This window comes from Ruegeria sp. R14_0 (assembly GCF_017743975.1).
Taxonomy (GTDB): domain Bacteria; phylum Pseudomonadota; class Alphaproteobacteria; order Rhodobacterales; family Rhodobacteraceae; genus Ruegeria.
Genome location: NZ_JAGHRC010000002.1, coordinates 163826 through 175987, shown reverse-complemented (window position 1 = coordinate 175987; position 12162 = coordinate 163826). Strand labels below are relative to the sequence as shown.

Genomic DNA, 12162 nt, shown 5'->3' with positions numbered 1-12162 from the left:
AGGGTGCCAACTCGCCCGGTAAAAGGGCTGATTCCACGGCAATCAGCACCTTTCCGCCTTAATGGTAGGGACTTTAGAAGGCAAAATGCTCTCATATCAACATATTTACCACGCAGGTAACCTTGCTGACGTCCACAAGCACGCAATTTTGGCGGAAACACTGGCGTATCTGACCCAGAAGGATAAGCCGCTGAGCTACATCGAAACCCATTCGGGGCGCGGGCTGTACCATCTGGACTCGGATCAGGCCATTCAGACCGGTGAGGCCGCGGCGGGGATCGAGCGTGTTCAGTCCGACGGTTGGTTCGATGCCGACCACCCGCTGAGCCGGGCGATCGCAGCGGTGCAGGCTCAACATGGCCCGTCCGCGTATCCGGGGTCACCGCTGATCGCGGCGAAGTTGTTACGCCCGAAGGACAAGATGCATTTGGCCGAACTGCACCCACAGGAATTCCGCGCCTTGTCAGCGGCTTTGGTGACGACCGATGCGCGAACCTATCGCCAGGACGGGTTCGAGTTGGCACAATCCCTGCTGCCGCCCACGCCCCGACGTGGTGTGTTGCTTATTGACCCAAGTTACGAAGTTAAAACAGACTACGAGCGGTTGCCCGGCATAATCGCCTCGCTGAACCGCAAGTGGAATGTGGGTGTGATCGCCTTGTGGTATCCGATTCTTGCGAACGGGCGCCACCGGGCGATGCGTGACGCCTTGGCGAAACGGGATTTTCCGAAAGTGCTGCATCATGAGGTGCAGTTTCCCGCCGCGCGCAAAGGGCACGGGATGATCGGCTCTGGCATGTTCGTCGTGAACGCGCCTTACGGCCTTGGCAATGCCGCGGATCAGTTGGACGTTCTGTTTGGCAGGCTGTCTGCCCAGACCTGAGTGACTGGGTGGCTCACTGTCCACACGAACGCTCTTTGCTGAACGGCACCCCGGCCTGGCAAAAAATCTGATGTGACAACAATAACCTCGTGGAATGCACGCCTTTTTTTAAGGTGTGCATCTTGAATTTTGGCGATCGTTTTGCAATTAAACTGTCATATGTGACAAATAACGGGAATCGGAGTACTTTGATGGACTTCCTAAACCGCCATATCAGTGACTTTCACCTAAGTTACTGGGAAACCATGATCGACGACTGGTTCTTCGTCTTTGCCTTGGCCTTTCTGGCCTTTGAGTTGATCCGCTATGCCGTCGTTAAAAAACTGAATTGGACGATGGTTGGTGACACGGTCACCAACTTCATCACTCTGGCCTTCTTCATTGGTATCACCTTTATCCTGCTGGCCGGCTTTTACATCGGCGCATATGTCTGGGCCTCGCAATATGCGGTGTTCGATATCCCGACGACGTGGGCCTCGTTCATCATCGTGCTGGTCCTGGCTGACCTCGCCTATTACTGGGAACACCGGATTCTGCACCGGATCAACTTTCTCTGGGCCACGCATTCGGTCCATCACAGCTCACCTTTCTTTAATATCTCGGTGGCGTATCGACACGGTCCGCTGGATGGGCTTTGGCCGCTGTTCTTTCACCTGCCGCTGGTGCTGCTGGGCTTCAACCCGTTCATGGTGCTGGTCGCGGAACTGCTGGTGCAACTGTATCAAACGGCCCTGCATACAGAGGTGGTCAAAAAGCTCTGGCGTCCGATCGAATACGTCTTCAACACGCCATCGCATCACCGCGTCCACCATGGATCGAACCCGAAATACCTAGACAAGAACTATGCCGGTATTCTGATCATCTGGGACCGAATGTTCGGCACGTTCGAGGAAGAAAAGGAAGAGGTGGTTTATGGCCTGGTCAAGCCTATCGACTCGGTCAACCCGTTCGTCGCCTTCCTTCATGGCTTTGCCCGGCTGTTCAAGGATGTCTGGAATATGCCCGGATTAGGCAACAAGCTGGGCGTGTTTTTCGGCCCGCCGGGCTGGCAGCCAGAGAGCGCGCGCAAACAACGCAAGCCAGCAGATTAAGCCGAAGGAACGCACAAGATGCCAAGCAACACACAACGCATCGTCGCGGCCATCGTAACGGCGGGACTGTTCGTCGGAGGTGCCTGGGTCGCCTCGGGGTTCGGGACAAGCGTCAGCGACGCCGCAGCGTCGAAATCGGCCACCGCCCTGCATAGCGGCCTGAGTGTCAACCTGCACGGTGCGCGCAGCACAAAGGGCAACGTGGTCGTCATTGCGTTTGATCAGGCGACGGCCTTTGACAACATGGACTACACCAAGGCCGCCGGATACCTTGAGGTTCCAGCTTCAGAACAGACGATGCGTTTCGATTTTCCAGATTTGAAAAGCGGCTACTATGCCGTCATCGCCTTTCATGACGAGAACGGAGATTACGGTCTGAACTATGATGCCGAATACCTCCCAACAGAAGGCTATGCGGTGTCGGGGATGAACGATCTCAACGGCATGCCGGTCTTCGAGTATTCGCTGATCGAACCAGGCAGGGCGTCAGACCTGACCTTATTCTACTGGTAACAAACAACCGGATGCCGGCACTCCCGGCATCCGGAAAACCATCTATCAGCCCGCCGTCATTTCGGCACTCAGAAACGCTTCGGGAGTGTCCACCTCTACCAGCTTGCGGCCCTGGATCTGCCAGAACCGGTTACCCACGTTCCGCAAAAAGCTACGGTCGTGACTGACCAACAGACAAGAGACGTCATTGCGGATCAGTTCAGCCTCCAGCGCTTCCTGCCCGTCGATATCCAGGTGGTTTGTCGGTTCATCCAGAAGATAGAAATTTGGGTTGCGCAGCCTGAGCATGAGCATTGCCAGCCGCGCTTTTTGCCCGCCTGACAGCTCACCGCTCTGGGTGTCTTGCATTCCAAAGGCGATTCCGGCCCCCGCCAGCACAGTCCGCGCGCGCTGATCGCCGATGTCGAACTGACTTGTCACCATCTCCAGTGGCGTTTTATCACTGTGCAACTGGCTCAGATGCTGGTCCGAGTAGGCCGGAACCAATGACGTTGTGCTTTTGACCGGGCTGTCGGCACCAGTCAGAGTGCCTTGGATCATACGAACCAATTGGGTTTTGCCGGTGCCATTGGCTCCTAACAGAACAACGCGATCGCCCTTGGTGATCCATTTCTGACCGGTCTTGTAGAGCGCCGTTCCGTCAGGGGTCTCAACGGTCAGATCATCCAAGGTGATCAATGCTTTGGCATGCGTCCCGCTGTTGACCAACCGGATATCCCCGGCCGAGCGTTCGCGATGCGCGGGTTTGGCCGCCGCTTCCAACTTGTTGGCCCGGTCCGCAAGTTGCTTGGTTTTGGTCAGCAATAGATCAGAGCCCGAATTGATCCCGACATTCTTCAACTTGGCCGCCTGACGCCGCAACTGGCGGGCTTTGTTCAGATCGTTGGCATGGCGGCGTTCGTCCGACGCGTCAACTTCAGCCAGCGCCGCGCGGGCCGCCGAGTAGGGCAACTGAAAGACCTGAGAGTTTTCGGGCCGCAGAAACAGGGTTCGGTTGGTCGTGGCATCCAGAAACGCCCGGTCATGCGAGGTGATAACAACCGGTGTATCCCTGGGCATCCCGCCTAACCAGTTTTCGAGCAGCGCGATGCGATGCAGGTCCAGGTGGTTTGTAGGCTCATCCAGCAACAGCAGGTCCGGCTCGGTGATCCATACAGCGGCAAGCAGCGCAGTGCGTTGCCAGCCTCCGCTAAGCATGCCGAGTTTCTTGTGAAAAAGATCGTAGGGGACGCTGAGCTCGTCCAGCACCACGTCCACCCGCCAGCTTTCGTATTCGGCCTGTTCGGTCGGAAGTGCGGCCAGGACGTGCTCGTACAATGTCTGTGACAATGCCTCGGACGGGATGTTCTGACGCACGTGGCCGACCCGCAGACCACGGGCACGCGTAATGTCGCCTGTGGTGGGTTCCAGATCACCAGCAAGGCAGGCGAGCAACGTGGATTTGCCGCGGCCATTGGCAGCGACAAGGCCGATACGGTCAGATTTCGAGATCGTCAAGTTCAGGTCTGAGAACAACGGGTCGCCAAGGGTCACCCCCAGCGCACGGATATTGATGATGGTCATAGGTATCTCGGGTCATGGAAATAGGGCCGCAGCGCGGCTATGGGCAGACCGTCGATAAAGGTGGTGTTCTCGGGTCAGCCCTGCAAACGGATCTGCAGGGCAAAACGGGGACCATGCTGAAGTCGGCGGATGATACGCATGTTCAGCTCTTGCCCTCCCGTTGTTGAATGTGAACCTTGCGGCAGATTATGCAGCCAAGTCCGTTCTGGCAACCCTCAGTTCAGCAGAGCGGGGGCTAAGGGACGGCACGCGCGGCGCCGCCCCTATCGGTGTCAGGTCAGATCTTTGTAGCTGATCTCACGCGCATCTGCACCGGGGCCGGTTTTTTCGCGGCGCATGATCAGGCGGTTCAGCGCGTGGATATAGGCCTTGGCCGAAGCCACGACCGTATCAGTATTGGCTGACTGGCCGGTTGCGATCATCCCGTCCTCTTCCAACCGCACCGAAACGGTGGCTTGCGCATCGGTGCCCGCAGTCACCGCGTGCACCTGATACAGCTGAAGATGCGCCTTGTTCGGATAGATCGCGCGGATGGCTTTGAAGGTCGCATCAACCGGACCATCTCCGTGTTCGGTTGCGATGATATCCTTGCCGTCCACTTCCAGCTCGACAGTCGATTCCGCCTGACCGCCTGTGCCACAGGTCACTTTCATCGACACCAGTTGCAGGTGGTCGTCCTCTTCATCCAGTGTCATCAACGCGATGAGGTCGTCGTCGAACACCTCTTTCTTGCGGTCGGCCAGATCCTTGAACCGTACGAAGATATCCTTGAGCTGGTTGTCGCCGACGTCATAGCCCAGCGTTTCCAGCTTGTCGCGCAACGCCGCGCGGCCCGAGTGTTTGCCGAGCGGCAGCGATGTGCCCGAAAGGCCGATATCCTCGGGGCGCATAATCTCGAAGTTTTCGCGGTTCTTCAGCATGCCATCCTGGTGGATACCGCTTTCGTGGGCAAAAGCGTTCTTGCCGACGATGGCCTTGTTGAACTGCACGTTGAAACCCGACACAGTCGCCACCCGGCGCGAGATATGCATGATCTTGGTGGTGTCGATGCCGGTATGCCAGGGCATGATGTCATTGCGGGTGCGCAGCGCCATCACGACCTCTTCCAGCGCCGTATTGCCCGCCCGTTCGCCCAGACCATTGATCGTGCATTCAATCTGGCGCGCGCCGCCGGCTACAGCCGCCAAAGAGTTCGCGGTCGCCATGCCAAGGTCGTTGTGGCAGTGGGTGGCAAAGATCACGTCATCCGCGCCGGGGACCGTTTCGATCAGGCGTCTGATCAGGTCCGCGGACTCCATCGGAGCGGTATAGCCTACGGTATCCGGGATATTGATCGTTGTCGCACCGGCTTTGATGGCAATCTCGATCACGCGGCACAGGTAGTCCCACTCGGTGCGTGTCGCATCCATCGGTGACCACTGCACGTTTTCGCACAGGTTGCGCGCGTGGGTGACCGTTTCGTGGATTTTGTCGGCCATTTCGTCCTGGGTCAGGTTCGGAATGGCGCGGTGCAGCGGCGAGGTGCCGATGAACGTGTGAATACGGTTCTTTTCGGCGTGTTTCACAGCCTCCCAGCAGCGGTCGATATCGGCAAAGTTGGCGCGGGCCAGTCCGCAGATGCGGCTGTTTTTCGACCGTTCGGCGATTTCGGAAACGGCTTTGAAGTCACCTTCGGAAGCGATCGGGAAACCGGCCTCGATAATGTCGACACCCATGTCGTCCAGCAGCTCAGCAATCTCAAGCTTTTCGGCGTGGGTCATGGTCGCGCCAGGGCTTTGCTCGCCATCGCGCAGGGTAGTGTCGAAGATCACGACGCGGTCTTGGTCGGTCACGTTTGTCATGGGAATCTCTTTCTTGTCTGTCCTAAAGCCATTTGGCGCGCGGGCGTCCTCCTCTGAGCGGGCGCGCCGGATGGCACGCTCAGAGGCGGATTAGGATCAGTAGGCCACGCAGAGACGCACCGCGAAGGGCGGCGTCGGCAATCAGGATATCTGCGCGGTTGATCATGGGGTTGAGGTTATACATTGCGCGACGGGAATGAAAAGAACCAATTTTCGCCATCTCTGCGCGACGAATTCTTTTTTCGCCCGTGTTGATCGGTCGGGTCAGGCGGCTAGGTCAATTTGCATGGAAACAGCACTTATCATCGGCGCATCAGGTGGCATCGGCAATGCAATCACCGCAAGATTGCAACAGCAGTCAGTTGCCGTCACCAGCCTGTCGCGATCGCAGGACGGATTTGACCTGACCAACCCCGAGGTGGTTGACCATTTTTTGTCGAATCTGTCCGGCCCGTTTGATCTGATCCTCGTTGCCTCTGGCGCGCTCGAGATTGATGGCGCAACACCCGAAAAAACCATCCGGTCGGTGTCTGCGCGGGCAATGATGGATCAGTTTGCGCTGAACGCGGTCGGGCCAGCATTGGTATTGCGGCATGCCGCCCGCCTTTTGCCGCGCGATCGTCGCGCCGTTTTTGCGGTGCTGTCAGCGCGGGTGGGATCGATTGGGGACAACCGTCTTGGGGGTTGGATCAGTTACCGGGCAGCAAAGGCGGCGGTAAACCAGATCGTCCACACATCCGCGATCGAGCTGGCCCGCACCCACAAACAGGCAATTTGCGTTTCGTTGCACCCGGGCACGGTGCAGACGGCCTTTACCCAGAAATATGTTGGACGACACCCCGCCGTCGCGCCGGATGAGGCTGCCCACAACCTGCTAACTGTCACGGCAGAACTTAGCCCCGAGGATACGGGCGGGTTTTTTGACTGGGCCGGAAAACCGGTGCCTTGGTAGTGGATCAGCCGTCCGAGGATGACGTATCTGGTGCGGCTTCGGTATCGCTCTCTTCGGGCGCGCTCACATTTTCACGCGGCAGGACGCCGTTTTCCCAAACGCCGGTCTCTTCCTGACCATTGGCATATCGCATCGTACCGTTGCCGTGGCGCTTGTTGTCCAGAAAGTTGCCTTCATAGACATCGCCAGTGGCATAGGTTGCCACGCCTTGGCCGCTGATTTTGCCCTCGGCCCAACCGCCGGTATAGCTAAAGCCGCGCGGTGTGGTGATAGTACCCTCGCCATGGCGTTGGCCGTCGTTGAAAGCACCTTCGTAGACGGTGCCGTCAGGAAAAGTCGCCTTGCCCTGACCCTGACGTGCGCCTTCGACCCAATCGCCCTCGTACCGGTATCCATTTGCGAAGGTCAGGACCCCGTTACCGTGGCTCAGGCCGTTTTTGAACTGGCCTTGGTACACAACGCCGTTGGGGTAGGTGGCTTTGCCATTCCCTTCGAAAATTCCAGCTTGCCATTCACCGTCATAGACCGTTCCGTCGGGATAGGTTTGGACCCCCTTGCCGTGAGGCAGGTCGGCGCTGAAGTCGCCGGTATAAGTTGCGCCGTCGGGATAGGTGACCTCACCCAAACCTTCGATCTGTCCGTCGACCCATTCACCGGTATAGTCAAACCCGTCGGTGCCCAGGAAACGCCCTTTGCCGTGGCGCCGGTCGTCGGCGTATTCGCCTTCGTAGGTCGCACCATTGGCATATGTGGCCTTGCCCGTGCCCTGACGGCGGCCATCTACCAGATCGCCTTCGTACAGATCGCCATTGGCTTGCAGCAAGCGGCCCTTGCCGGTCATGCGGTCCTGAGACCAAGTGCCGGTATAGGTCATGCCATCCGGGACCGTCAGGGTGCCCTGACCATCGCGCAGGCCGTCCTTGATGTCGCCTTCATAGACACTGCCCTGCGCCGAGGTGATCTTGCCGGTCCCGTGCTTGACGCCATCCACCCAGTCACCTTCGTAAGTATACCCGCTGGGATCGGTCAGAACGCCTGTGCCGTGATAACGCGCGTCCTTGAAGCCGCCCTCGTATCGTACTCCGTTTGTATACTTTGCGACCCCGGTTCCGTTGATGGACCCGTCTGCCCATTCCCCTTCATAGCTGCCGCCATCGGGATAGATGATCTTGCCCTGACCCTCAGGCTGGCCCTGCGCGAACATCCCCTCATAGACCGAGCCATTGACGTATCGCGCAATGCCCTTGCCCTGAATCTCGCCCTCGACCCATTCGCCGACATATTCGAACCCGTTGGGCAGGCGGTAGGTGCCTTCGCCATGGCGCAAGCCGTTCAGGAAGGTGCCTTCGTACACCCCACCAACGTCATCATCCGCAACGATCACCTGCCCGTCCTGCGCAAAGCCGGATGTGGCCAGCAATGCCAACGCCGTTGCGGCAAAAGAAATGCGGAATGCGTTCATGGTAGTTCCTGCGTTGCCCAGGTTTATGACTTGTTCGCGCAAAACTAGGATACCCGTGCGGACAGAGCAACGTGTTTTGCCGCATTTGCCTTTTACTCGCGGTCCGATCTGCTAAATGGCAATAGGACTGACGAGGGCAAGAGGGCAGCATGGCCGACCGTTTCCGCATTACTCTGGCGCAACTGAATCCCACGGTTGGGGATATTCAAGGCAACGCGGCCAAAGCGCGTGCGGCATGGAAACAGGGGCAAGAGGTCGGTGCCGATCTGGTGGCCTGTCCGGAAATGTTCATCACCGGTTACAATACGCAGGACCTGATCATGAAGCCGGTGTTCTATCGCGCGGCGATGGCGGCGGTTCAGCAACTGGCCGAGGATTGTGCTGACGGGCCGGCCATCGCAATTGGTGGGCCATGGGCCGAGGATGACAAGCTGTATAACGCTTACCTGATCCTCAAAGGTGGCCGCATCAGCAGCAAGGTGCTGAAGCATCATCTGCCCAACGAAACTGTGTTTGACGAAGTGCGCCTGTATGACGCCGGTCCGCTGGGCGGGCCATACTCGGTCGGCAACTCCCGGATCGGCAGCCCGATCTGCGAAGACAGCTGGCACCCGGACGTCGCCGAAACCCTAGAGGAAACAGGCGCCGAGTTTCTACTGATTCCGAACGGCTCGCCTTACTTCCGCAAAAAGTATGATGTGCGCCTGAACCACATGGTCGCTCGGGTGGTCGAGACGGGCCTGCCGCTGATCTATCTGAACATGGTGGGCGGGCAGGACGATCAGGTTTTTGATGGTGCCACATTCGGCCTGAACCCCGGCGGAGACATGGCATTCCGCATGCCTGTCTTTGACGAGGCTGTCGCGCATGTAGACCTTGAGCGCGGAAATGACGGCTGGCGTATCATCCCGGCCGAAATTGTTCCGCAGCCCGATGAGTGGGAGCAGGACTATCGCGCAATGGTTCAATCCCTGCGTGACTATATGGGCAAAACCGGGTTCAAAAAGGCGCTGTTGGGGTTGTCCGGGGGCGTGGACTCGGCGCTGGTCGCAGCCATCGCGGTGGATGCAATCGGTGCGGAAAACGTACGTTGTGTCATGCTGCCCTCGGAATACACAAGCAAGGCCTCATTGGACGACGCCGAAGCTGTCGCCAAGGCGTTGGGCGTGCATTACGACTATGTGCCGATCTCGGACAGCCGCGCGGCTGTGTCTCAGACCCTTGCCCCTCTGTTTGCGGGACGAGATGAGGATCTGACAGAAGAAAACATACAGTCGCGCCTGCGCGGTCTGCTGTTGATGGCTATGTCGAACAAGTTTGGCGAAATGCTGCTGACCACGGGCAACAAATCCGAGGTCGCAGTCGGGTACGCAACCATCTATGGCGACATGAATGGCGGCTATAACCCAATCAAGGACCTGTACAAAACGCGCGTGTTCGAGACCTGCCGCTGGCGCAATGCCAATCATCGCGACTGGATGATGGGGCCAGGGGGTGAGGTGATCCGTCCTTCGGTCATCGACAAACCGCCAAGCGCCGAGCTGCGCGAAGACCAAAAAGACAGCGACAGCCTGCCGGACTATCCCGAACTGGATGCCATTCTGGAAATCCTGGTGGATCAAGAGGGTTCAATCGCTGATTGCGAGGTGGCTGGATTTGATGCGGATGTGGCCCGTCGGGTCGAGCATCTGATCTACATCAGCGAGTACAAACGGTTTCAGTCCGCCCCGGGAACCCGGTTGACCAGCCGCGCCTTCTGGCTGGACCGCAGATACCCGATTGTGAACCGCTGGCGCGATCGCAACTAGGTCGACTCCGCCCGAATTTTGGCGCGGCTAAACAGTTTCAAAAACCCAACAATCAACACGACTTTCTCGCATTGTATCCGATGCGGGAACAGCGACTGGTTTGATTTGCACAATGGTGCCCAACACTCTTGAAAACACGACATTTTTCTGCCACATTTTAGCTTAATTGCCGCCTCAAGTGGGGCAGATGCGGCGCATTTAAGTTTAGCTCGTTATTTCGGTCGGGCTGTTTGTGTGACGCGTCATTAACTGGGTGTCTGTGTTAACGATTTGGTGTAAATATGCGTGAGCAATACGACAGGTCTCTCCACTCGCCATTGCCGTGGAAAACCATGGAGTCCGAGGGACACGAACTGAACGAAGGCAAACTCGATTCTGCGATTGCCGATCTGCTGGAGGCTGAACAGCCGACCCCGCAGCCAGCGCCGCAGGACGAACCCCCGACTGCTGCGGGTCTGCCTGAGTTGCCTTCTCAGGAAAGCATGAACGAAGAAACGTCTGCCCAAGGGGCCGGACTGGCCGCGACACTGCGCCAGAAATGGGCCGAGCTTTGCGGGGCTGCCTGACCGTCTGATCAGGTGAAAGAGAATAGTGCCAGGGATCAATCTGGCACTACGGACACATGTTTTGAAAATTGTGATCTGCACGCCCTGAGACGTGTTGCTTAAGGGCGGATACCACGCATTCATTGCGGTCCAAGCAATGAAGTAAGAGCGGCAGATGCCTGGCCCAAAGCCAACCCCCGTAGAACCTGACCTGCATCTGCCCAAAGCAGTGGACGTCGTCGTCATAGGCGGGGGAATTATTGGTGCTTCGACGGCTTTGGAGCTGTCCGAGCGGGGCGCATCGGTTCTGCTATGCGAAAAGGGTCAGATCGCGGGCGAGCAGAGTTCCAGAAACTGGGGTTGGGTGCGCTTGGGACTGCGAGACCCCCGTGAAATTCCGCTGATGATCGAAGCGCATAGAGTCTGGCAGGACCTCGACCAGCGCATTGGTCGCAAAACCGGGTTCACACGGTCCGGTATTCTGTTCGGCGCGTCAGGCGCGCGCGATCAGGACAATCTTGAGCGCTGGATGCGCAATGTCGAGGGCATGCAAACCGGTGCGCAGATGATTTCGGGTGCTGCATTGGGCAACCTGTTGCCTGGCAACCAAACCGGTCTGAAGTCCGCTTTGCACATGCCGTGGGATGGACGGGCCGAGCCACAATGGGCAACTCCGGCCATCGCCGAAGCGGCGCGTGACAAAGGTGCGTACGTGATGACCAATTGCGCTGTGCGCAGCGTCGATGTTCAAAACGGTCTAATCACAGGTGTCTTTACCGAACGCGGCCGGGTCTCTTGCACGCGTGTCGTGCTGGCGGGGGGCGCATGGTCTCGCTTGTTCGCCGGAAACGCAGGGATAGATTTGCCACAGCTCAAGGTCCTCAACACGGTTCTGCGTACGTCGCCAGTGCAAGGACCGGAAACCGCCCTGTGGTCGAACGATTTTGCCATACGAAAAAGGGCCGATGGCGGCTATACGATTGCTTCCGGACATGAGAACACGGTGGACATTGTGCCAGACAGCTTCCGGCTTGCACGGCAGTTTTTGCCCGCGTTTCGGCAGGAATGGAGGTCCTTGGGCTTCCGCCTATCCAAGCGCTGGTCGATTGAGGCCGGACAGGACCGATCATGGTTGCCGACAGACGTCACCCCATTCGAACATTGCCGCGTTTTGGACCCAGAGCCCTCCGCCAGGGCTTTGAGACGGGCTTGGACCCACGCGCGCAAGGGGTTCCCGGCCTTGGAGCAGGCCGAGATCGTGCAAAGTTGGGCTGGAATGATCGACGTCACGCCGGACGCGGTTCCGGCCATCTCGGCGGTCGACGAGATTTTGGGGATGTTCATCGCAACCGGGTTCTCAGGTCACGGCTTTGGTATCGGACCCGGGGCGGGGCGATTGATGGCCGATCTAGTGTGCGAGACTGATCCGTGTGTCGATCCGGCCGCCTTTCGACTGTCCCGATTCTCGGATGGGTCGAAAGTGCGGCCGGACGCGGGTTACTGA

10 protein-coding genes are annotated in these 12162 nt (G+C 58.3%); 7 read left to right on the top strand and 3 right to left on the bottom strand.

Translation table 11 applies throughout. From position 1 onward, the window contains the following. Positions 1 to 85 precede the first annotated feature (85 nt). From rlmJ to J7416_RS06890, 3 genes are all read left to right on the top strand, one after another. Positions 86 to 883 (top strand): 23S rRNA (adenine(2030)-N(6))-methyltransferase RlmJ, encoded by a 798-nt coding sequence (gene rlmJ / locus J7416_RS06900; protein WP_209224002.1) that lies wholly within the window; start codon positions 86 to 88, stop codon positions 881 to 883. A gap of 191 nt (positions 884 to 1074) precedes the next feature. Then, positions 1075 to 1974, top strand: a complete 900-nt coding sequence (locus tag J7416_RS06895; protein ID WP_209224001.1) for a sterol desaturase family protein — start codon at positions 1075 to 1077, stop codon at positions 1972 to 1974. An 18-nt stretch (positions 1975 to 1992) separates the two neighbouring features. Beyond that, positions 1993 to 2487, top strand: coding sequence for a DUF2141 domain-containing protein (locus J7416_RS06890; RefSeq protein ID WP_209224000.1), 495 nt, complete (start codon positions 1993 to 1995; stop codon positions 2485 to 2487). A gap of 45 nt (positions 2488 to 2532) precedes the next feature. Here J7416_RS06890 and J7416_RS06885 read toward each other — a convergent pair whose 3' ends face one another. Beyond that, positions 2533 to 4050 (bottom strand): ABC-F family ATP-binding cassette domain-containing protein, encoded by a 1518-nt coding sequence (locus J7416_RS06885; protein ID WP_209223999.1) that lies wholly within the window; start codon positions 4048 to 4050, stop codon positions 2533 to 2535. 272 nt (positions 4051 to 4322) lie between these two features. After that, positions 4323 to 5891, bottom strand: a complete 1569-nt coding sequence (locus J7416_RS06880) for a 2-isopropylmalate synthase (RefSeq protein WP_209223998.1) — start codon at positions 5889 to 5891, stop codon at positions 4323 to 4325. Between the two features lie 286 nt (positions 5892 to 6177). Between J7416_RS06880 and J7416_RS06875 the strand changes: the two genes are divergently transcribed. After that, positions 6178 to 6843 (top strand): SDR family NAD(P)-dependent oxidoreductase, encoded by a 666-nt coding sequence (locus J7416_RS06875; protein WP_209223997.1) that lies wholly within the window; start codon positions 6178 to 6180, stop codon positions 6841 to 6843. 4 nt (positions 6844 to 6847) lie between these two features. Here the strand turns inward: J7416_RS06875 and J7416_RS06870 are convergent, their stop codons facing one another. Continuing rightward, positions 6848 to 8305, bottom strand: a complete 1458-nt coding sequence (locus J7416_RS06870; RefSeq protein ID WP_209223996.1) for a 2-isopropylmalate synthase — start codon at positions 8303 to 8305, stop codon at positions 6848 to 6850. Between the two features lie 149 nt (positions 8306 to 8454). Between J7416_RS06870 and J7416_RS06865 the strand changes: the two genes are divergently transcribed. The 3 genes from J7416_RS06865 (at position 8455) to J7416_RS06855 (ending at position 12162) form a co-directional block, all read left to right on the top strand. Continuing rightward, positions 8455 to 10113 carry an NAD+ synthase gene (locus J7416_RS06865; RefSeq protein ID WP_209223995.1) on the top strand — a complete coding sequence of 553 codons (1659 nt, stop codon included), beginning with the start codon at positions 8455 to 8457 and terminating at the stop codon, positions 10111 to 10113. A gap of 281 nt (positions 10114 to 10394) precedes the next feature. Beyond that, positions 10395 to 10679 carry a hypothetical protein gene (locus tag J7416_RS06860; protein ID WP_209223994.1) on the top strand — a complete coding sequence of 95 codons (285 nt, stop codon included), beginning with the start codon at positions 10395 to 10397 and terminating at the stop codon, positions 10677 to 10679. A 154-nt stretch (positions 10680 to 10833) separates the two neighbouring features. Further along, the gene (locus J7416_RS06855; protein ID WP_209223993.1) at positions 10834 to 12162 is read left to right on the top strand and encodes an FAD-binding oxidoreductase; all 1329 of its coding nucleotides are present in this window, start codon (positions 10834 to 10836) and stop codon (positions 12160 to 12162) included.